Annotated in this window: 17 protein-coding genes and 1 pseudogene; 6 read left to right on the forward strand and 12 right to left on the reverse strand. The window is 75.3% G+C overall.

The window, feature by feature from the left end:
- Positions 1-21 precede the first annotated feature (21 nt).
- Together AB8M62_RS00340 and AB8M62_RS00345 are read left to right on the forward strand one after the other, a co-directional pair.
- Positions 22-1,443: a sensor histidine kinase gene (locus AB8M62_RS00340; RefSeq protein ID WP_369068270.1), complete on the forward strand. Its 1,422-nt coding sequence runs from the start codon at positions 22-24 to the stop codon at positions 1,441-1,443.
- Positions 1,440-2,127, forward strand: a pseudogene (locus tag AB8M62_RS00345) (response regulator). Before AB8M62_RS00340 ends, AB8M62_RS00345 begins: the two are co-directional and overlap by 4 nt.
- 86 nt (positions 2,128-2,213) lie before the next feature.
- Here the strand turns inward: AB8M62_RS00345 and AB8M62_RS00350 are convergent.
- The 9 genes from AB8M62_RS00350 to AB8M62_RS00390 all read right to left on the reverse strand — a co-directional run bounded on the left by AB8M62_RS00350 (position 2,214) and on the right by AB8M62_RS00390 (position 13,354).
- Positions 2,214-4,142, reverse strand: a complete 1,929-nt coding sequence (locus AB8M62_RS00350) for a glycoside hydrolase family 127 protein (protein WP_369053249.1) — start codon at positions 4,140-4,142, stop codon at positions 2,214-2,216.
- A gap of 34 nt (positions 4,143-4,176) precedes the next feature.
- Complete coding sequence (locus AB8M62_RS00355) at positions 4,177-5,058, reverse strand: carbohydrate ABC transporter permease (RefSeq protein ID WP_369053248.1); 882 nt, start codon at positions 5,056-5,058, stop codon at positions 4,177-4,179.
- A complete protein-coding gene (locus AB8M62_RS00360) occupies positions 5,058-6,005 on the reverse strand; it encodes a carbohydrate ABC transporter permease (RefSeq protein ID WP_369053247.1) in 948 nt (315 codons plus the stop codon). Before AB8M62_RS00360 ends, AB8M62_RS00355 begins: the two co-directional genes overlap by 1 nt.
- The gene (locus AB8M62_RS00365; protein WP_369053246.1) at positions 6,005-7,285 is read right to left on the reverse strand and encodes an ABC transporter substrate-binding protein; all 1,281 of its coding nucleotides are present in this window, start codon (positions 7,283-7,285) and stop codon (positions 6,005-6,007) included. Before AB8M62_RS00365 ends, AB8M62_RS00360 begins: the two co-directional genes overlap by 1 nt.
- A gap of 234 nt (positions 7,286-7,519) precedes the next feature.
- Positions 7,520-8,533 carry a LacI family DNA-binding transcriptional regulator gene (locus AB8M62_RS00370; RefSeq protein ID WP_369053245.1) on the reverse strand — a complete coding sequence of 338 codons (1,014 nt, stop codon included), beginning with the start codon at positions 8,531-8,533 and terminating at the stop codon, positions 7,520-7,522.
- Positions 8,534-8,670: 137 nt separating this feature from the next.
- Entirely contained in the window at positions 8,671-10,149 is a 1,479-nt protein-coding gene (gene cls / locus AB8M62_RS00375) for a cardiolipin synthase (RefSeq protein ID WP_369053244.1), read from the reverse strand.
- 14 nt (positions 10,150-10,163) lie between these two features.
- Positions 10,164-10,805 carry a VOC family protein gene (locus AB8M62_RS00380; protein WP_369053243.1) on the reverse strand — a complete coding sequence of 214 codons (642 nt, stop codon included), beginning with the start codon at positions 10,803-10,805 and terminating at the stop codon, positions 10,164-10,166.
- A 13-nt stretch (positions 10,806-10,818) separates the two neighbouring features.
- Positions 10,819-11,844 carry a ketopantoate reductase family protein gene (locus AB8M62_RS00385; protein WP_369068271.1) on the reverse strand — a complete coding sequence of 342 codons (1,026 nt, stop codon included), beginning with the start codon at positions 11,842-11,844 and terminating at the stop codon, positions 10,819-10,821.
- 67 nt (positions 11,845-11,911) lie between these two features.
- Entirely contained in the window at positions 11,912-13,354 is a 1,443-nt protein-coding gene (locus AB8M62_RS00390) for a hypothetical protein (RefSeq protein ID WP_369068272.1), read from the reverse strand.
- 116 nt (positions 13,355-13,470) lie between these two features.
- On the opposite strand from AB8M62_RS00390, the gene AB8M62_RS00395 reads away from it, so the two are divergent.
- The 3 genes from AB8M62_RS00395 (at position 13,471) to AB8M62_RS00405 (ending at position 16,961) form a co-directional block, all read left to right on the forward strand.
- Positions 13,471-15,621 carry a RecQ family ATP-dependent DNA helicase gene (locus tag AB8M62_RS00395; protein ID WP_369068273.1) on the forward strand — a complete coding sequence of 717 codons (2,151 nt, stop codon included), beginning with the start codon at positions 13,471-13,473 and terminating at the stop codon, positions 15,619-15,621.
- 72 nt (positions 15,622-15,693) lie between these two features.
- A complete protein-coding gene (locus AB8M62_RS00400) occupies positions 15,694-16,005 on the forward strand; it encodes an ArsR/SmtB family transcription factor (RefSeq protein WP_369068274.1) in 312 nt (103 codons plus the stop codon).
- Positions 16,002-16,961: a cation diffusion facilitator family transporter gene (locus tag AB8M62_RS00405; RefSeq protein WP_369068275.1), complete on the forward strand. Its 960-nt coding sequence runs from the start codon at positions 16,002-16,004 to the stop codon at positions 16,959-16,961. Before AB8M62_RS00400 ends, AB8M62_RS00405 begins: the two co-directional genes overlap by 4 nt.
- Before the next feature lie 22 nt (positions 16,962-16,983).
- Here AB8M62_RS00405 and AB8M62_RS00410 read toward each other — a convergent pair whose 3' ends face one another.
- A complete protein-coding gene (locus AB8M62_RS00410; protein WP_369068276.1) occupies positions 16,984-17,205 on the reverse strand; it encodes a helix-turn-helix transcriptional regulator in 222 nt (73 codons plus the stop codon).
- 9 nt (positions 17,206-17,214) lie between these two features.
- Positions 17,215-17,628 carry a hypothetical protein gene (locus AB8M62_RS00415; protein WP_369053233.1) on the reverse strand — a complete coding sequence of 138 codons (414 nt, stop codon included), beginning with the start codon at positions 17,626-17,628 and terminating at the stop codon, positions 17,215-17,217.
- A gap of 106 nt (positions 17,629-17,734) precedes the next feature.
- Between AB8M62_RS00415 and argG the strand changes: the two genes are divergently transcribed.
- Positions 17,735-19,186 carry an argininosuccinate synthase gene (argG, locus tag AB8M62_RS00420; RefSeq protein ID WP_369068403.1) on the forward strand — a complete coding sequence of 484 codons (1,452 nt, stop codon included), beginning with the start codon at positions 17,735-17,737 and terminating at the stop codon, positions 19,184-19,186.
- A gap of 86 nt (positions 19,187-19,272) precedes the next feature.
- On the opposite strand, the gene AB8M62_RS00425 is transcribed toward argG, so the two are convergent.
- Positions 19,273-20,187, reverse strand: coding sequence for a TIGR03620 family F420-dependent LLM class oxidoreductase (locus AB8M62_RS00425; protein ID WP_369068277.1), 915 nt, complete (start codon positions 20,185-20,187; stop codon positions 19,273-19,275).
- Positions 20,188-20,282: the final 95 nt, after the last annotated feature.

The raw sequence follows: 20,282 nt of genomic DNA on the forward strand, positions 1-20,282 counted from the left end.
GCCCGGTGGCACAGTGCAGGGGTGACGACACCGCCCGCCGCGCACCCCGGGGCGCCCGGCGGGCAGCCGGCCCTCACCGCGGCGCAGGTCCACCACCGCAGCACCTCCGGCCGGCTCGTCCTGGCCCACCCGTGGACGGCGCACGTCGCGCTCGCCGCGCTGGTCCTGCTGCTCGGGTCGGTCACCGCGGCCGCCGCGTCGGAGACGGTGCGGGGAGCCACGAGCCTCGGGCTGTTCGCGCCGGGCTCCCCCGCGGACGCGCGGTTCACGACGGCGTGGCTGGCCGGGACGGCGGCCGGGGCGCTCGCGCTCCTCGCCCGCAACCGGTGGCCGCTGGCCGTCACCGCGGTGCTGACGGTGCTCGCGGTGCTCTCGCTCGCGCTGGGGCAGGTCCTCGGCGTGCTGGGGTTCTGCCTGGCGTGGGCGCTGCACGCGGTGGCCGCGCGGTGCAGCGCCCGCACCGCGTGGGTCGCCGGCACCGCGGTGCTGGTCGTCGTGTCGCTCGCCGTGTTCCGGTGGCAGGTCGTCGGCCTCGCCGAGGTCCTGCTGTGGAGCGACGAGCTGCCGCCCGGCGACGGGCCGGTGTTCCAGCGGCTGACCGAACCCGGGTTCTCCGCCGGGCGCCGGACGTGGACGGTGCTGCTGCTGCTCGCGCTGCTGGTGCTGGGCGGGGTGAGCGGCGCCGGCTCGCGGGCCCGCCGCCTGCACGCGCGCGACGTGGCCGAGCGGTACGCGGCGATGGCCCGCGAGCGCGACGCCAGCGCGGCCCTGGCGCGCGCCGCCGAGCGCGCCCGGATCGCGCGCGAGGTCCACGACGTCGTCGCGCACAGCGTCTCGGTGATGGTGGCGCTGTCCGACGGCGCGCTCTCGGCCCTGGACCGCGCTCCGGAGGCGTCGCGCTCGGCGCTGGCCGAGCTGTCGCGGACCGGCCGCGGCGCGCTGGCGGACATGCGCAGCGTGCTGGGGCCGCTGCACCCGGACGAGGGGGCCGACGGCGCGGAGGCCGGGGACGGCGGGCCGGCGGCGCCGGCGGGGACGGACCTCGTCGCCGTCGTCGAGCGGTTCCGCACCACCGGCCTGTCCCTGTCGGCCAGCGGGCTCGACGTCCCGCTGCCGCCCGACGCGGCCGTGCGCCTGGCCGTCGTGCGCATCGTCACCGAGGCCCTGACCAACGTGCTGCGGCACGCGCCCGGCACTCCCGGCGCCGCGGTCGCGCTGCGGCGCACCGGCTCGGCCGTCGAGGTGGAGGTCGTCGACGCCGGCGGCACCCGGCCGGGGACGGGCGCCGGGACGCGGCGCGGCATCGCCGGCGTGCGCGAGCGCGCCGCGCTCCTGGGCGGGCGCGCCGAGGCCGGGCCCGTGGACGGCGGCGGGTGGCGCGTCCACGTCGTCATCCCCGTCGAGGAACCCGCCGGGGGTTCCGCCGGGGAGGCGACCCCGTGACGACCGTCCTGCTCGTGGACGACCAGCCGCTGCTGCGCACGGGCCTGCGGCTGGTCATCGAGTCCGAACCCGACCTGGTGGTGGTCGGCGAGGCCTCCGACGGCGCCGTCGCCCTGGATCAGGTCGCCGCGCTGGCCCCCGAGGTCGTGCTGATGGACGTCCGCATGCCCGGTGTGGACGGCATCGAGGCCACCCGGCGGATCGTCGCGGAGCACCCGTCCTCGCGGGTGCTGGTCCTGACGACGTTCGACCTCGACGAGCACGCGTTCGCGGCGCTGCGCGCGGGGGCCAGCGGTTTCCTGGCGAAGAACGCGCGGCCCGCCGAGCTCACCGACGCGATCAGGACGGTCGCCTCGGGCAGCTCGGTGGTGGCCCCGCGCGTGGTGCGGCGCATGCTCGACCTGTTCGCCCCGCACTTCCCCACCGGGGGCCGGGGACCAGCGCGACGGCGCGCTCGACCCGCGGCTGCGGTCGCTGACGCCGCGCGAGCTGGAGGTGCTGCGGTGCGTGGCGGAGGGGCTGTCGAACGCCGAGGTCGCGCAGCGGCTCGTGCTGTCCGCGACCACGGTGAAGACCCACGTGGGCAACGTCCTGGCCAAGCTCGGGCTGCGCGACCGCGTCCAGGCGGTGATCGCGGCCTACGAGACCGGGCTCGTCGGGCGCGGCGGGGACGGGCCGCGCTGAGCGCACCGCGACGGCGCTCGCACGTGAGGTGCTGGCAGTCCAGGACTGCAGCAGTGCTCCTGCGCAACTGCACGACGATGATCGGCTCAGGTGGTGGGGACCCAGACGCGCATCGTGGAAGTGCCGCGGTTGGCCCAGCGGTAGTAGGGCGTGAAGCGCAGCTTCACGGGACTCCCGTCGGCGCGCGCGGCACCCGCACCAGCGTCCGGCCAGGACTGTGCGGGGTCGGGCAGCACATGGCCCGTGACGACCACCTCGGTCGCGGTCTCCGAGGGACGATCGTCGATGTCGACGCTGACCAGGTCCAAGTCGAGGTCCGGCTGGTCGACGGACTCGAGGCAGTAGACGAGCGGACCGCGCTCGAGAGCCACGCACCCGCGCACCGCGTCCACCCGGGGGTCGGCGTGGACCACGCGCGGGCCGCAGTCCAGGTGCAGCAGCACCTCCTCCCCCACGCTCCACGAGCGCGTGAGGTCGGTCCGTCCCCCGTCGGCGTGCACGTCGCCGGCAGCACCGGTGATGCGTGCACCACCCGCGGTCCAACCCGGGATCCGCAGCGACAGCGTCCACGGACCGGAAACCGTGTCCGTGATGCGCAGGCGGACCAGCCCGTCGTGGGGGTAGTCGGTCTCCACGCGCACGGCGACCGTGCCCCGCCCTGGCAGTCTGGCGCTGATGTTCGCCGGGGCGTACTGGTGCACCTGCAGTCCGTCGGCGTCGCTGGTGGCCAGGTAGCAGTCGAGGCTGGCCAGGGTGCGGGCGACGTTGGTCGGGCAGCACGAGGTGGTGAACCAGGAAGCGCGGCGCCCGTCGGTGCGGCGCAAGCTGGGCACACCCGGTTCCGGATCGGTGCCGGGGCTGCGCCGGTGGAGGGTGTTGACGTAGAAGAAGGCGCGGCCGTCCTCGCCGGGGCAGGCGGCAACGACGTTGTACAGGGTGCGCTCGATCACATCGGCGTAGCGCTCCTGGCCGGTGGCCAGCAGCAGCCGCCACGCCACCATGATGGAGGCGATGCCGGCGCAGGTCTCGGCGTAGGCGCGGTCAGCCGGCAGCTCGAAGTCCGCCCCGAAGGCTTCGCCGTGGTGGTGCGCGCCCATCCCGCCGTGCAGGTAGGTGCGCCGCTCCAGGGTGCGGTCGTACTGGCGCTGGGCGGCGTGCAGCAGGTCCTCGTCGCCGCTCTCGACGGCGACGTCGACGGCGCCCGCGGTCAGGTACAAGGCGCGCACGGCGTGCCCGACCAGGACGTCTGCGTCGTGAACCGGAACGGAGTCCTGGTAATAGTCGCGCCCGCCGTACATCGTGTCCCCGAGGGTCCGTCGCCCGCGGCGCTGGATGAACGATCGAGCCTGCGCCAGGTAGCGGTCCTGGCCGGTGAGGCGGTACAGCTCGACCAGGGCCGTCTCGATCTCCGGGTGGCCGCAGACGCCCTCGCGGGCGCCGTCGGCGAACTCCGCGCAGACGTGGTCCGCCGCCGCCCGGGCGATGGAGGAGATGCCCTCGTCCACACCGCAACGGATCATCGCCACGGCTGCCTGCATCAGGTGCCCTGCGCAGTACAGCTCGTGCCCCCACTCCAGGTCGCTGTAGCGTCCTGGCCCTCCCGGGTAGCCGTAGAAGGTGTTCAGGTACCCGTCACCGTGTTGAGCGGCCGCCAGGAGCGCGGTCAGCTCACCCAGCCGGCCTCGCAGGCGGGGCGAGTCGTTGCGCGCCTGCTCCCAGGCCATGGCCTCCATGACCTTGTAGATCTCCGAGTCGGTGAACAGGCGCCCGACGCGCTCGGTGGCCAGGGTGCCGTCCACGGCGGCGCGCACGTTGCCGATCCAGCCGACCTTCTCCAACGACTCGTCGCAGTGCGGGATGACGGCGTCGCGGTTCAACTGCTGCATGCGGGCCCAGAACCCTCCGGTGATCGCCGCCTGCGCCAGGGGCAGCGGGTCCAGGCACCCGGTCGTAGGCCGAACCGGGAGGGCGGCACCAGCGGTGCGGGGGGCGTCGTCGAGCGGCTGGACGGACATGGCGGTGCTCCTGGAGGGGGTGGTCGTGGAGGGGTCAGCCGCGGACGGCGCCGGCGGTGAAGCCGCGGACGTAGTAGCGCTGCAGCAGCAGGAACAGCAGCAGGCACGGGATGGCGGTCACGACGATGCCGGCTTGCAGCGCGCCCAGGTCGATGGCGCCCAGCTCGCCGCTGCGCAGGCTGACCAGGGCGACGGGCAGGGTGAACTTGGAACCTTCGCTGAGGAAGATCAGTGGTGCGATGAACTCGTTCCACGACGCCAGGAACGCGAAGAGCCCGACGGTGATCATGGCTGGGGTGACCGCGCGCAGCAGGATGCGCAGCAGCGCGGTCAGCGAGGTGCACCCGTCCAGCAGCGCGGCCTCCTCCAGCTCACGCGGGACGGACTCGAAGGCGTTGCGCATCATGAACAGCGAGAACGGCAGTTGGAACATGACCATCACCAGAGCCACGCCTACGAGGGAGTTCTGCAGCCCGACGGTCCGCAGGATCTCGTACAGCGGGATGAGGATGGTGGGGTGGGGGATCATGAGGATGGCCAGCGCACCCAGGAAGAGCAGGTCCTTGCCGGGGAACTGGAAGCGGGCGAACGCGTAGCCACCGAGGACGGTGACGACCAGGGTGCCGGCGACGGTGAGCACCGAGATGACGGTGCTGTTCACCGCGTAGACGGCCAGGCCCTCGCCGTACTCGATCAGCCGGCGGTAGTTGTCGACGCCGTAACCGCCGGCGCCGCCACTGGCGCGGGGACCGTGCACGGAGCTGAACAGCGACCACACCAGCGGGCTGAGGAAGAGCACGGCCAGCGCCGAGGTGGTGCCGTAGTAGGTCGCGGAGCGGATCCGGGCGCCGCGGCCGGGACGAGCGGGATGCGGAGCCTCCGCGCCCCGCGCCCGGCCGGCGCTGAGGACGGTCATCAGTCGTCGCCCCTCTTCACGAGCCAGAACTGCAGGACGTTGAGCACGACGAGCACGACCAGCAGCACCAGCGCCAGCGCGGCGGCCGTGCCGAGGTCGAAGAGGGTGAACGCCTCGCGGAACATCGCCATGACCATGGTGACGGTGCTGTTGCTGGGTCCACCCGCGGTCAGGACGTAGAACGGCTCGAACGCCAGCAGCGACCCGGTCACGCTGAGGATGAGCATGAGGGCGATGGTGGGCCGCAGCAGCGGCAGGGTGATCGACCGCAGCGTCTGCCACCAGGAGGCGCCGTCCATGCGCGCCGCCTCGTACACATCGGGGGAGATGGCTTGCAGTCCGGTGAGCAGGATCAGCATGTTGAACCCGGCGAAGCGCCAGGTGACCATCACGACGGTGGAGGCGAAGGCGTTGTCCGGTTGCCCCAGGAAGTCGACGTCGCCCTCGACCAGTCCGAGAGCGCGCAGCACGTCGTCAACGGGGCCGAACTCATTGTTGTACAGGGCGTAGAACAGCAACGACGCCGATGCGAGCCCGACGACCGCGGGGAGGAAGAAGGCGGTGCGGAGGAGACCGACACCCGGTCGTGACTGCTGCACCAGCAGGGCCAAGCCCAGCGCGGTCACGAAGTAGAGGATGGTCACCACGACCGTGTACTTCAGCGTGAAGGCGATCGAGGACAGGAACAGGTCGTTGCCGGCGATCGCCTGGTAGTTGGCAGGAGCGTTGAAGGACGGCTCACCGATCAGCGGCCAGTCGTTGAGCGACATCCACACCGACAGCAGCAGCGGCACGGCGAACAGGAGCACGACGACCAGCGCGGCGGGTGCGGCGTAGGCGAGTCCGACCAGGGACCGGCGCCGGCGCAGGCGGGCGGAGGGGTCGGCGCGCCGCCGGCTGGGTGCGGAGCCGGAAGCGGCGGGCGCCCCGGGCAGCAGCGCGCTCATCACGGCGCCAGCGAGCTGGTGACGGCGTCCTGACCTGCGCTCAGCGCCTCGGCGGCCGGACGCTCACCGAACAGGGCTTCGCGGGCCACCGCCAGCCACGGCCCCTGCGGGTCGTTGAAGGTCTGCCCGAACTTCTCCGAGTACGGCGTCTGCCCCTCGACGACGAGCTCGTTGAGGGTCTGCACGCGCGGGTCCTGCGCCGAGTACTCGTTGCTGGTCAAGTCGGTGCGCACGGTCAGCTGGCGCGACTGGGCGTAGACCTGCACCTGGGCCTCCTCCCCCACCGACCACTGCAGGAAGTCCCACGCGGCGTCGGGCTGCTCGCAGGAGGAGGAGATGCCGATGGCGTCGCCGCCGACGAAGGTGCTCACCCCGCCGTCGACCCCGGGGATGCCCTGCACACCGATCTTGACCTCATCGGTCTCGGTGACGGTCTCCAGCACGGAGTTGCTGGCCAGCATGTAACCGACCCGACCGCCGGCGAAGACCTCGTTGCGCGTCGCGCCGGTCTCGTTGCGGGCGCTGTCGGGCACCACACCGGCCTGGAAGAGGTCGTTGTAGACCTGGAAGGCCGCCGCCGTGCCGGTGTCGTCCAGGGTGGCGGAGGTGCCGTCCTCGGACAGGACGGTGCCCCCCGAAGCCCAGACCGACGGGAAGTGCGTGAAGGCGATGCTGCCTCCGCTGTTGCCGGTGAAGTACAGCCCGTTGATGTCCGGACCCAGCTCGGCGACTCTGGTCGCGTTCTCGGCCAGCTGACGCAGGCTGGTGATCGGCGCGGCCGGGTCGATGCCGGCGCGCTGCAGCAGGACGTCGTTCTGAAAGATCGCCGACATGCCGATGGTGTGCGGGACGACGTACCGGGCACCGTCGCGGGTGCCCTGCGCCATGTGCGCCGGGGCCAGCTGCTCGGCGAAGGGCAGGGAGTCGACGCGCTCGGTGATGTCCTGGAAGAGGTTCTTGGCGGTGAAGTCCGGCACGTACACCACGTCCGCGGCCAGCAGGCACGGCAAGTCCTGGGAGCCGGCGGCCACCCCCACCTTCTGCAGGTAGTTGTCGGTGGGCACGACGGTCAGCTGCACCTGGGTCTCGTGCGAGGCGTTGTACGCGTCGACCAGCGCCTGGCTCTGCCCCGAGGTGGCCGCGCGCGCCCACATCGTCACCGTGCCGGCGTCTTCAGCGGCGCTGTCACCGCCTCCACCGGTGCCGCCGCCGCAGGCGCTCAGCACGAGCGTTCCGGTCAGGGCCGCGAGGAGGAGGGGACGTCGGGCGGTTCGGGGCATCGGGAGTCCTTCCGGGGTGGAGGTGCGTCATCGCAGCGCCGACGGTCACACCTGCGACCCGGCGCCTCGTGGCGTCCACGCTCGGGTTCGTGCACAGGTCCCTTCACGGCCGGGCGCGCGCGTCGGCGCGCGCACCCGGTGTGCCGTCACCGCCTCTCGGCTCACGCCGAGAGGCGGTGGACCGAGCTTGACCCACCCATCGGAAGGGCGTCAATACTTCCGTGCAATTTTCGGTTATTTACGGAACAGGGCGGTCGACTCCCGCAGCACCAGGCGGCACGGCAGCCGGCGCAGCCCGTGCTCAGGCGCCCCGTTGATGGCCTGCACCAGGCTGCGGGCGGCTTCGGCGCCCAGCTGCTCCAACTGCATGTCGACGGTGGACAGCGGTGGCCGCGTCTCGGCGGCCACGACGTCCCAGTTGTCGAAGCCGACCACGGACACGTCTTCGGGGACCTGGCGCCCGTGCTCGCGCAGCGTGTCCAGGACTCCGGCCGCGATGCGGTCGCTGCCGCAGAAGACGGCGTCGACCTGCGGGCTGGCCGCCAGCACCACCGCCGCCGCCTGCCGCCCCCAGCGCTGCGACCAGTCGCCGTGCAGCACCTGCCCCAGCACCTGCAGGTCCGCGTGCGCGAGCGCGCGCTGCATGCCGCGCTCGCGCTCGTCCGCCGCGGCGCTGCCCCTGGGACCGGTGATGTGCGCGATGCGCCGGCGTCCCAGCGCCAGCAGGTGCTCCGTCGCCGTCCTCGCCGCCGCCTCGTTGTCGGCCACCAGCGACAAGTCGTCGGCACAGGTCGAGGGGGCGTAGGCGTAGACCACCGGCACCGGCAGGTCCTGCGCCAGCCGAGTCCGCGGCTCGGGGTGCTCACCGACCACGACGATGCCGTCCACCCGTCGCTCCAGCAGGATCTGCAGGTAGTGCGCCTCCCGGATGGAGTCTCCTCGGGCGTCGCACAGCAGCACGGCCACCCGACCGGCGCCCAGTGCGTTCTCCGCTCCCAGCAGCACCGGCATGCTGATCCGGCCGACCGTGTCGCTGGTGAGGATGCCCACCGTGAGCGCGCCCGTCCCGCGACGCTTGGGCAGGCGGTTGGAGCGGAAGTCCAGGTCGTCGGCGGCTGCGCGCACCTTCCGCCGGGTGGCTTCGGCCACCTCGGTCCGGTCGTTGAGGGCGCGCGACACGGTCGCCACCGACACCCCGGCCCGGCGTGCCACGTCGTGGATGGTCACCCGCGGCTGGTCTGTGGACACATCGCCTCCTCTGCCCGCTCAGTGTGCCATCCCCGGAAATTTCCGAGCACGTCCTCACGACGGAGCGGAACCACCGCACCGAGGGGAGCAGCGCAGCGGCTGTGCAGGGGAGGAACGCCTCAACGGTCCGTGCCGTCTCACTGGAGCGCGGACGTCAGCCGCGACACGTTCTCCTTCAGCACGTGCGAGCGCGGCCGCGCCAGCCACTCCTCCAGCGTCAGCTCCTTGCACACCGCGCGGTAGCCGTCCTCCACCCGGCGCAGGTCGTCGGCGAAGGAGCGCCCGCACACCATGAGCGTCAGCTCCAGGTCCAGCTCGAACGAGCGCATGTCCATGTTCGAGGACCCGACGACGCTGACCTCCTCGTCGATCGTCATGTGCTTGGCGTGCAGCACGTACGGCGGCGGGTAGCGGTGGATGCGCACCCCGGCGCGCAGGAGGTCCTCGTAGTAGGAGCACTCGGCGTAGAACACCAGCGCCTGGTCGCCCTCCTCGGAGGTGAACAGCTCCACGTCGACGCCCCGCTCGGCGGCCGTCGTGATGGCCGCCAGCATCGACTCGTCGGGCACGAAGTACGGGCTGGTGATCGAGATGCGCCGCTGCGCCGCGTACAGCAGGGCGTTGAACAGCTTGAGGTTGTTCTGCCCCTCGAACCCCGGGCCGCTGGGCACCACCTGGCAGTCCAGCGCCCCGGGCGGGTCGGGGACGGTCGCCTCGGGCGTCTCCGTCTTCAGCAGCTCGTCGGTCTCGGAGTACCAGTCGGTGACGAACAGGGCGTCGACCCCGGTGACGACGGGACCCTCCAGGCGCACCATGAGGTCCTGCCACCGCAGCCCGCGGCGCTTGTTGCCGCGGCGGTTGTAGCTGCGGTCGAGGACGTTCTGCGAGCCGATCCACGCCACGTCGCCGTCGGCGACGAGCAGCTTGCGGTGGTTGCGCAGGTCCGGGCGCTGGTACTTCAGCCGGTGCAGCTGCACCGGCAGCATCGGGTGCCACTCGATGCCGTGCTGCTCGAAGAACCGGGTGGTGCGCCGGTAGTACGGGTAGCGCCACGTCCCGAGGTGGTCGATGAGCACCCGCACCGTCACCCCGCGGCGCACCGCGTCGGCCATCGCCTCGAACATCGGACGGGACGTGTCGTCCAGGGACATGATGTAGAACTCGACGTGGACGTAGCGGTTCGCGCCGCGGATCGTCTCGGCCATCGCGCGGATCGTCGCGTCGTAGTCGTCGGAGACCTCCACGCGGTTCCCGCCGACCAGCGGCATCGAGCCCAGGGTGCGGTTGAGGGTGACGACGCCCTCCAGCCACGGCGGCCACGGGTGGTCGGTGCTCACCAGGTCCATCCCGCGGGTGGAGTCCAGGATGAGCTGGTTGATCTCGCGCTGCTTGCGGCGGCGGGCGCGCGGCAGCTTCGGGTTGCCGATGAGCAGGAACGCCACGACCCCGACGTAGGGGATGAAGAAGATCGTCAGCAGCCACGCCAGCGCGGAGCTGGGCCGGCGGTTGACGGGGACGACCGCGATCGCGGTCAGGCGGATGACGAGGTCGACCGCCAGCAGGGCGATCGCCGACGCGGTCAGCGACGGGAACCACTCCGGGAGCTGGTCGAGCACGGCGTCGCCCCGGGTCAGACCGTGACGGGGCCGCGGGGCGTCTGGAACGTCACCGCGCGCAGGCCGGGGTCACCGGCCTCGTCGACGAAGGTGAAGTCGAGGCGCTCGACGGCGAACTCCGGCGGCAGGCCCAGCCAGCTGCGCACCCGCTCGGGGCGCCCGGCGATGGTGAGCCCCGCCAGGCGGGTGCCCCCGGCCAGCGCGATCGCCGACGGGTGCTGGGTGGCGGGCCCGGACCACTCGATGAGCAGCGGCAGCTGCGGGTCCTCGCGCAGGCCCGGGGCGCCGATCTGGCGCCAGCGCAGCTCCACGCCGTCGGGGCGCCGGCGCACCCCCGGCTCGGCGCTCTCGCCCAGCCGCACGGCGTGGGCGTCGAGGTCGTCGACGGTCAGCGCCCACACGAACCAGCCGCCGCCGGCCTCGGAGCGGGCGCGCACCGCGCGCCCGAACAGGGCCTTGTCGGCGACCGGGTGGTCCAGGACCTCGGCGACCTCGACGTAGGAGCCGTCGGACAGCGGCAGCACGACGTTGCGGGTGCCGGAGCGGGGGTGCGGGCCCCCGTCGACGGTGCGCACGCCCAGCTGCGCGGCCAGGCGGCGGGCCGTGGCCTGCAGGCCCTCGGGGCCGGCGGCGTAGCCGACGTGGTCGACGCGCATGGACGGCATCGTCTCAGGAGACCCGGGTCAGCTCGTCCACGAGGCGGCGCACGTCGGCCACCGCGAGGGTGCGCGGGCCGGCGCCGCTGCGGGCGGCGGCGTCGGCGAGGACCTGCAGCGCCTCGTTGACCGGGGTGGGCACGCCGAGGACGCGACCGCGGCGCACGACCTCGCCGTTGAGCCAGTCGGTCTCCACCGTGCCGCCGCGGCGCAGGCTCTGCCAGGAGGACGACCCGCCGCGCTCGGCGCCGGCGACGGGGGCGGCGCCGAAGCCCAGACCGCGCAGCTCCGGCAGGGCCTCCAGCTGGTCGGCCACCGGCAGGCCGGCGGCGGCGAACACGGCGGCCCCCTCGGCGCGGGCGTCCTCGCGCAGGGCGTCGGCGGCCTCCCCGTCCAGCTCCTGCTCGCGCACGACGGCGTCCACGGCGTTGGCGGTGTTGGACAGCAGCTTGCCGCGCTGGGCGGGGCCGACGTCGTCGACCGCGCGGGCCGCGAACCCGGCGCCGGACAGGTCCGCCGCGACCCGCTCGGCGTGCTCGCGCGGGCCCGCGGTGGTGCGGCCCAGCAGGAGGGCCCCGGAGACGGGGGCGCCCTCGGCGACGACCGTGCCCGGCTCCAGGTGGGTGGCGGGCAGGTAGACGCAGGCGCCGACGACGTGGCGGAACCACCGCTGCGCCAGCCGGTCGCCCTCCAGGCCGTTCTGCGCGCAGACGACGGGCAGCCGCGCGCCGGCGGTGAGCCCGGCCGGGCCGCCGGCCAGGGGCGCGGCGGCCCACTCGGGCAGCACGCTCGCGGTGTCCTGCACCTTCACGGCGAGCACGAGCACGTCGGCGGGGGTGAGGCGGACGTCGTCGGGGCCGGTGGCCACGGCCGGGCGCACGTGCACGGGGCCGTCGGGGGTGAGCATCCGCAGCCCGTCGGCGGCCAGCCGCTCGGCGTGGGCGCCGCGGGCGACGAGGACGACGTCGTGGCCGTGCTGCGCCAGCCGGCCCCCGATCGTCCCGCCGACGGCTCCGGCCCCGACCACGACGTAGCGCACGACGGCAGTCAACACCGCGCCCACGACGTCCGCCGAACGGGGTCGCGGGCGGGGCGCGGCGGGCGGGTCAGAGGTAGAAGCCGGTGGGGACGCTCGAGGGCGTGCGGGCGCCCTCGCCGTCGCGGGCCGCGACGGGGCGCCCGCGCAGCAGCAGCGCCTGCCCGGCCGTGCCCTGCGCGCGGTGCAGCCACAGGAATCCCGTGCGCGGGCACCAGGCCAGGCGACCGCCGGCTGCGGGCGGGTCCACGGGCAGGTCGGCGGGCAGGTCCGCGGCGACGTCGGCGGGCACGTCGACGGGCAGGAGGTGGTGCTCCAGGACCGTGCGCACGTGCGCGCCGGTGACCACGGGCGCCTCGTAGCAGACGCAGCGGTCCAGCTGGCGGCGCTGGTCGCGCAGCGCGCCGCGGCGGGCGGCGGCGCGGGCGTTGCGGCGGCGCTGGCGGGCCAGGCGCAGCGACCCGGCGGCCCCGGCGGCGGCGGCGAGGGCGGCGGCCAGCAGGACCGGCAGTCCCTCGGCGCCCGCGGCCAGCGGCAGCAGCGCGCCCAGCCCGGCGGCGGCGGCCGCGGCCGGCACGGGCGCGCCGGTCGCCTCGGCGTCGAGGCGGTCCAGGGCGGCCAGCTCGGCGCGGGTGGCGCGCGCCCCGGCCGGCAGCGCGCCGGCGGCGGTGCCCGGCGGCACCTCGGGGTGCAGGGCGGCCAGCAGCAGGGCCGCGCCGTGCCCGTCGCCGCGGGCCGCGAGCGCGGCGGCGGTCGCCGCGACCGCGGGCACGTCGGCGGCGGCGCCGCCGGGCAGCCCGGTCAGCAGGGCGGCGGCCTCGGCGGCGGCCGCGGCGCTGTCGGCGGCGTCGGTGCGGTCGCGGCGCGCCAGGCGGGCCACCGCCGCGCGCTGGACGACGGGGCGGGTGCGGATGCCGTGCACGGAGGCCGCGCGGGTCCACATCTCGTCGGCCGTCGGCAGGTCGCCGCGCTGGTCGGCGGCCGCGCCGACGAGGTAGGTGGAGTGCCAGGACGCGGACCAGTCGCCGTTGCGCAGGCCCGCCAGCAGCCAGCGGTAGGCCTGCTCGCCGACGGGACCGGGGTCGGCGGCGGCGCGCAGGGCCGCCACGAGGGCCGCGCGGGGCCCCTCGGCGGGGGCGGTGGGCGCGGCGGGGGACGGGACGGCGGGTCGGGCGCGGGCCAGCGCGTCGAGGACGGCGAGACCCGTGGCCGGCTCGTGCGCCAGCAGGTGCAGGCGGGCGGCCTCCTGCGCGGCCTGGTCGGCGGCGCGGTCGTCGGCGGGCGCGGGCCCGGGGCGGGTGGCCAGCAGGCGCAGGGCGAGCGCCACCTCGTCGGCGAGGTCGGCGGCGGTGGCCCACTCCCCCCACGAGGCGGCGACGTCGCGGGCCGTCAGCGCGGGCGCGGCGGTCGCGGGCGCCCCGGCGAGCGGGTCCGCCGGCGCGCCGCCCGGCGGCCCGGCGGGCGGGTCGGCGGGGCGCGCGGGGGCGGGCGCGACGGGCACCGTGGTGGCCATGGGGGGTTGTCGTCACGGGGTCCACAGGGCTTGAGCGGGAGGGCGCGCGCGCCGGGCGGTGGACGGGGCGGGCGCGCGGCGCGGTCGTGTCGTGGCGCGGTGGCAGCATCGCGGCCATGGAGACCCCCGCCCCGACCGCGACCCTCGACGTCACCCGCGGCGCCGGCCTGCGCGAGGAGGCCGAGGAGGTCCTGCGCCGGCTGGTCCAGGACCCGTCCGCGGCCCTGCGCGAGGACCAGTGGACGGCCGTCGAGGCGCTGGTGGCGGACCGCCGGCGCGCGCTGGTGGTGCAGCGCACGGGCTGGGGCAAGTCGGCGGTGTACTTCGTGGCGACGGCGCTGCTGCGGGCGCGGGGCGCGGGCCCGACGGTCATCGTGTCCCCGCTGCTGGCGCTCATGCGCAACCAGGTCGCCGCGGCCGAGCGCGCGGGGGTGCGCGCGGTGACGGTGAACTCCACGAACGCCGAGGAGTGGGGCGCGGTCTACGACGACGTGCGCGCCGGGCGGGTGGACGTGCTGCTGGTCTCCCCCGAGCGCCTGAACAACCCCGGCTTCCGCGACGAGGTGCTGCCGCAGCTGGCGGCCACCACGGGGCTGCTCGTGGTCGACGAGGCGCACTGCGTCTCGGACTGGGGCCACGACTTCCGGCCCGACTACCGGCGCATCCGCACGCTGCTGGCCGACCTGCCCGACGGCATCCCGGTCCTGGCGACCACGGCGACGGCCAACGCGCGCGTCACCGCCGACGTCGCCGAGCAGCTGTCGGTCACGGGCACCCGCACCCTGGAGGACGTCCTGGTGCTGCGCGGGTCGCTGGACCGCGAGTCGCTGCGGCTGGGGGTGCTGCGGCTGCCCTCGCACGCGCACCGGCTGGCGTGGCTGGTGGAGAACCTGCCCCGCTTCGAGGGCTCGGGCATCGTCTACGTGCTGACGGTGGCGGCGGCCGCGGACGTGGCCGCGCACCTGCGCGCGCACGGGATCGAGGCGGCCGCCTACACGGGGCAGACGGACCCCGCCGAGCGCCTGCAGGCCGAGGAGGACCTGCTGGGCGACCGGGTCAAGGCGCTGGTGGCCACCAGCGCGCTGGGCATGGGCTTCGACAAGCCCGACCTGGGCTTCGTCGTGCACCTGGGCGCGCCGTCGTCCCCCATCGCCTACTACCAGCAGGTCGGGCGCGCCGGGCGCGGCATCGACGACGCGGCGGTGGTCCTGCTGCCGGGCGCGGAGGACCAGGACGTGTGGCGCTGGTTCGCCTCGGTGGGCTTCCCGGCGGAGGCGGACGTGCGCGCGGCGCTGGAGGCGCTGACGGCGGCCGGCGAGCCGCTGTCGACGCAGGCGCTGGAGACGCGGGTGGCGCTGCGGCGCAGCCGGCTGGAGCTGATGCTGAAGGTGCTGGACGTGGACGGCGCGGTGCGCCGGGTGCGCGGCGGCTGGGAGGCGACGGGCCGGCCGTGGGAGTACGACGCCGAGCGCTACGAGCGGGTGGCGCGCGCCCGCGAGGTCGAGCAGCGGGCGATGCTCGACTACGAGGCCACGACGGGCTGCCGCCTGGAGTTCCTGCGCCGCGCGCTGGACGACGAGGAGGCGGCGCCGTGCGGGCGCTGCGACACGTGCGGCGCCTTCGCGCTGACGGCGCAGGTGGACGAGGCGGCGGTGGCGCGCGCGGGCGCCGACCTGGACCGCCCGGGGGTGCCGCTGCCGCCGAAGCGGACGTGGCCCAGCGGGCTGGCGGCGCTGGGCGTGGAGCTGCGCGGGCGGATCGCGCCGGCCGAGCAGCCGGCCGAGGGCCGCGTCGTGGCCCGGATGACCGACCTGGGCTGGGGCGGCGCGGTGCGCGAGCTGTTCGCGCCGGGCGCCGAGGACGGCGAGGTGCCGGTGGCGCTGCGGCACGCCGCGGTGCAGGTGCTGGGCGACTGGGGCCGCGACCTGGGCCTGGACGGGGTGGTGGCGATGTGCTCGGCCTCGCGCCCGCGGCTGGTGGCGCACCTGGCGGCCGGGCTGGCCCGGTGGGCGGACCTGCCGCTGCTGGCGACGTTCGAGCTGCGCCCGGGCGCGGGCCCCACCCGCAGCGACGTGAACTCCGCGCACCGCCTGGCGCAGGTGCACGACCGCTTCCGGCTGCCGGCGGACGCGGCCCTGGAGGGGCGGCGGGTGCTGCTGGTCGACGACCGCGTGCGCTCGGGCTGGACGCTGGCGGTGGCGGCGCGCCAGCTGCGCCGGGCGGGGGCGGACGGCGTGCACCCGTTCGTCCTGGCCGAGGGCGACTGACCCGGGGCGGCCCGCGGGTACCCGGCTGGGTTCACGCTCGACTGGATACATCGATCGCTGTACAGTGGTGGGGTGATCGCCACCCGCGCCGAGGTCCTCGCGCGCTTCGGGCACGCCCTGTCGGACCCGACGCGCGCGCGCCTGCTGCTGGCGCTGCGCGAGGCGCCCGGCTACCCGGCGGAGCTGGCCGACCTGCTCGGGGTGAGCCGGCAGAACCTGTCCAACCACCTGTCGTGCCTGCGCGGGTGCGGGCTGGTGGTCTCGGTGCCCGAGGGGCGCCGCGCGCGCTACGAGCTGGCCGACGCGAGCATCGCCCACGCCCTGGGCGACCTGCTCGGCGTCGTCCTCGCGGTCGACCCGGCCACCTGCGCGGTGCCCTCGTGAGCGCCGGTCACGGGCACGGGCACGGCCACGGCCACGCGCTGGGCGGCGACCCGCGCGACGACCGGCGGCGGCTGGCGGTCGTCGTGGCCATCACCGGCGCCGCCCTGGTCACGGGGGTCGTGGGCGCCGCCTGGTCGGGCAGCCTGGCGCTGCTGGCCGACGCCGGGCACGTGCTCACCGACGTCGCGGGGCTGGTCATCGCCCTCGTCGCCGCCACGCTCGCGCTGCGCCCGGCCTCCCCGCGGCGCACGTGGGGCTACCGGCGCGCCGAGGTGCTGGCGGCCACCCTGCAGGCCTCGGTGCTGCTGGCCGTGGGCGTGTTCGTGCTCGTCGAGGGGGTGCGGCGGCTGCTGGAGCCGCCGGAGGTGGCCTCCGGCCTCATGCTCGTCTTCGGCGTCGTCGGCCTCGTGGCCAACGTCGCCTGCCTCGTCGTCCTGCTGCGCGGCCGGGGCGGGCGGTCGGGCGCGCCGCGCAACGTCAACCTGCGCGCGGCGGTGCTGGAGGTCGCCAACGACGGCCTGGGCTCCGTCGCCGTGATCGTCGCGGCCGTCGTCATCGCGCTGACCGGGTGGGCGCGCGCCGACGCGCTGGTGTCCGTCCTCATCGGCTGCCTCATCCTGCCGCGCACGGTGCGCCTGCTGCGGGAGACGACCGGCGTGCTGCTGGAGGCCGTCCCGCCGGGCCTGGACCTGGAGGACGTGCGCCGGCACCTGCTCGAGCTGCCGCACGTGCTGGCGGTCCACGACCTGCACGCCAGCCAGATCACCACCGGCCTGCCGGTGCTGTCGGCGCACGTGGTCCTGGACGACTCGTGCTTCGGCGACGGGCACGCCCCGCGGGTCCTGGACGACCTGCAGGCGTGCGTGGCCGAGCACTTCCCCGTCGCCGTGCACCACGCGACGTTCCAGCTGGAGCCGGCCTCGCACGCCGGGCACGAGCCCGTCACCCACGACTGAGGCGCCGGCCGTCCGGTCCGGCTCAGCGCGCGGCCGTCCGCTCGCTGAGCTCCTCCCCCGGGTCGAAGATCGCCTCCAGCGGCTCGCCGAGCACCCGCGCCAGGCGGAAGGCCAGCGGCAGGCTGGGGTCGTAGCGGCCGGTCTCCAGGGCGTTGACGGTCTGCCGGGAGACGTCGAGCAGGTCGGCCAGGCCCGCCTGGGTCCAGCCGCGGGCGGTGCGCAGCTCGCGGATGCGGTTGTCCACGGCGCCGCCTCAGCGCGAGGCGACGGCCGCGGCGACGGCCCAGGAGGTCATCGCCGCGCCGACCACCAGCCAGGGCGCGACGGGGACCACCAGGCCGGCCAGCTGCAGCATCCCGAGGACGACGCAGGCGACCACCGCGACGGCGAAGCCGACGGCCAGGCCGCGCAGCTGCACGAGCTGGGCGTACTCGTCGGACCGGCGCAGCGCCCGCACGACGGCGCGCACGACGGCGAGGACCGGCAGGACGGGCAGCAGGGCCCAGGCGAAGCGCCACGGGCTGTCGCCGTCCAGGCCGCCCCAGACGGTCACGGCGGCGATCGCCACCACGTAGCCGGCCATGGCGGGCACGAAGTCCCGGGCGTAGGCGCGGGTCCGGGCGCGGTCTCCGCGGCTGCGACCCGTGGTGTCAAGCGTGCTTGTCATGCGACGAGCCTGCCCGGCCGCTCGTCCGGTGTCAAGGACGCTTGTCACACCGCTCCGACACGGCGGCGCTTTGCATGTTCATCCACTTCCGTGCATGATCTTCCGCATGTCGAAGGTCCTCACCTCCCTGCCCACCGGCGAGCGCGTCGGGATCGCCTTCTCCGGCGGCCTGGACACCTCCGTGGCGGTCGCCTGGATGCGGGAGAAGGGCGCCGTGCCGTGCACCTACACCGCCGACATCGGCCAGTACGACGAGACCGACATCGCCTCGGTGCCCGGCCGCGCGACCGACTACGGCGCCGAGGTCGCCCGCCTCGTCGACGGCCGCGCCGCCCTCGTGGAGGAGGGCCTGGCCGCCCTGACGTGCGGCGCCTTCCACATCCGCTCCGGCGGGCGCGCCTACTTCAACACCACCCCGCTCGGCCGCGCCGTCACCGGCACCCTGCTGGTGCGCGCGATGCTCGCCGACGACGTGCAGATCTGGGGCGACGGCTCCACCTACAAGGGCAACGACATCGAGCGGTTCTACCGCTACGGCCTGCTGGCCAACCCGTCCCTGCGCATCTACAAGCCGTGGCTGGACGCCGACTTCGTCACCGAGCTCGGCGGGCGCACCGAGATGTCGCAGTGGCTGCAGGCGCGCGACCTGCCCTACCGCGCCAGCACCGAGAAGGCGTACTCCACCGACGCCAACATCTGGGGCGCCACCCACGAGGCCAAGCGGCTGGAGCACCTCGACGTCGGCATCGAGCTCGTCGAGCCGATCATGGGCGTGCGGTTCTGGGACCCCGAGGTCGAGATCGCCCCCGAGGACGTCACCGTCGGCTTCGAGCAGGGCCGCCCCGTCACGATCAACGGGCGCGAGTTCGACTCGGCCGTGGACCTGGTGCTGGAGGCCAACGCGATCGGCGGCCGGCACGGGCTGGGCATGTCCGACCAGATCGAGAACCGCATCATCGAGGCCAAGAGCCGCGGCATCTACGAGGCGCCGGGCATGGCGCTGCTGCACGCCGCCTACGAGCGCCTCGTCAACGCCGTCCACAACGAGGACACCGTCGCCAGCTACCACAACGAGGGCCGGCGCCTGGGCCGCCTCATGTACGAGGGGCGCTGGCTGGACCCGCAGGCGCTCATGCTGCGCGAGTCGCTGCAGCGCTGGGTCGGCATGGCCGTCACCGGCGAGGTGACGCTGCGGCTGCGCCGCGGGGAGGACTACTCGATCCTCGACACCACCGGCCCCTCGTTCAGCTACCACCCCGACAAGCTGTCGATGGAGCGCACCGAGGACTCGGCGTTCGGCCCCGTGGACCGCATCGGGCAGCTGACGATGCGCAACCTCGACATCGCCGACTCGCGGGCCCGCCTGGAGCAGTACGCGCGCATCGGCCTGGTCGGCGAGTCGCAGCGGCCCGTGCTGGTCGGCGCCGCGCAGGCCGCCGCCACCGGGCTCATCGGCGCGATGGACGAGGGCGGTGCCGAGGCGATCGCCTCGCGCGGGACCGTCTCGCCCGACGAGGAGCTGCTGGACCGGGCCGCCATGGAGGCCGGCACCGACTGAGCCCCGCTCCCCCGCCCGCGCGGCGGGTCCCGCCCTCCCGGGGGCCGGGACCCGCCGCGCGCGCGGGGGCTCGTCCGGGCGGGTCCTCAGGCGGGCAGCAGCGCCGCGGCCAGCTGCGCCCACTCCGCGCGCGGGAAGCGGCCGGGGTCGGCGGTGAGGACCTGCACGGCGACCTCGTCGGCGCCGGCGTCCACGTGCCGGGCGACGCCCGCGGCCACGGTGGCCGGCTCGCCCCAGCAGACCAGCTCGTCGACGAGCCGGTCGCTGCCGCCGTCGCGCAGGTCGTCGTCGCCGTAGCCCAGGCGCCGCAGGTTGTCCGCGTAGTTGGGCAGCGCCAGGTAGCCGCGGGTGTGCTCGCGGGCCACCGCGCGGGCCCGGCCGGGGTCGCTCTCCAGCACCACCGCCACCTCCGGCGCCAGCCACGACGAGCCGCCCAGCACCTCGCGCGCGAAGCTCGTGTGCGCGGGCGGGACGAAGTACGGGTGCGCGCCGCGGGTGCGCTCGCGCGCCAGCCGCAGCATCCGCGGGCCCAGCGCGGCCAGCACCAGCCGCTGGGGCGGCACGGCGTCGCCGAGGGCGTCGAGGTGCTCGACCGTCCTCGTGTACGGCTTCTCGTAGCGCCCGCCGCCGCCCTCGACGATCGTCGCGTGGGAGTTGCCCAGCCCCAGCAGGAAGCGGCCGGGGTGCCGGCGTTCCAGGTCGGCCCACCCCTCGGCGAGCTCCTGCGGCGTCGCCGCCCACACGCTGACGATGCCGCTGGCCACGCCCAGCTCCCGCGTGGCGTCCAGCAGGTCGCCGAACACGGGGTGCAGGCCGGGGTCGAAGCCGCCCGAGAGCCACAGCCGCGCGTAGCCGAGCTCCTCCACCTCCGCGGCCGCCTCGCGGGCCTCGGCGCGCCGGGCGGGGTCCGCCCAGGGCCCGCCGCCCCACAGGCTGATCACGGGTCCGCGCTCGCGGGGCGGTGGGGAGGGGACGCCGGGCACCGGGTCGTCGCTGTTCACGCCCGGCACGCTACGCACCGCCGGTGCGCCCGCCACCGGGACCGCGCGCGAGCACCGCGACGTCCGCGGCACCCGATCGGGCGAGCCAGTCCCCC

The organism is Kineococcus terrestris, from assembly GCF_041020755.1.
In the GTDB taxonomy this organism is placed as follows: Bacteria; Actinomycetota; Actinomycetes; order Actinomycetales; family Kineococcaceae; genus Kineococcus; species Kineococcus terrestris.

Excerpts from the sequence above, each read along its gene's own strand:
- AB8M62_RS00360 (WP_369053247.1), bottom strand. The coding sequence starts at position 6,005 with ATGAGCGCGCTGCTGCCCGGGGCGCCCGCCGCTTCCGGCTCCGCACCC.
- AB8M62_RS00395 (WP_369068273.1), top strand. The coding sequence starts at position 13,471 with ATGGAGACCCCCGCCCCGACCGCGACCCTCGACGTCACCCGCGGCGCC.
- AB8M62_RS00415 (WP_369053233.1), bottom strand. The coding sequence starts at position 17,628 with ATGACAAGCACGCTTGACACCACGGGTCGCAGCCGCGGAGACCGCGCC.
- AB8M62_RS00365 (WP_369053246.1), bottom strand. The coding sequence starts at position 7,285 with ATGCCCCGAACCGCCCGACGTCCCCTCCTCCTCGCGGCCCTGACCGGA.
- AB8M62_RS00350 (WP_369053249.1), bottom strand. The coding sequence starts at position 4,142 with ATGTCCGTCCAGCCGCTCGACGACGCCCCCCGCACCGCTGGTGCCGCC.
- AB8M62_RS00355 (WP_369053248.1), bottom strand. The coding sequence starts at position 5,058 with ATGACCGTCCTCAGCGCCGGCCGGGCGCGGGGCGCGGAGGCTCCGCAT.
- AB8M62_RS00380 (WP_369053243.1), bottom strand. The coding sequence starts at position 10,805 with ATGCGCGTCGACCACGTCGGCTACGCCGCCGGCCCCGAGGGCCTGCAG.
- argG (WP_369068403.1), top strand. The coding sequence starts at position 17,735 with ATGTCGAAGGTCCTCACCTCCCTGCCCACCGGCGAGCGCGTCGGGATC.
- AB8M62_RS00390 (WP_369068272.1), bottom strand. The coding sequence starts at position 13,354 with ATGGCCACCACGGTGCCCGTCGCGCCCGCCCCCGCGCGCCCCGCCGAC.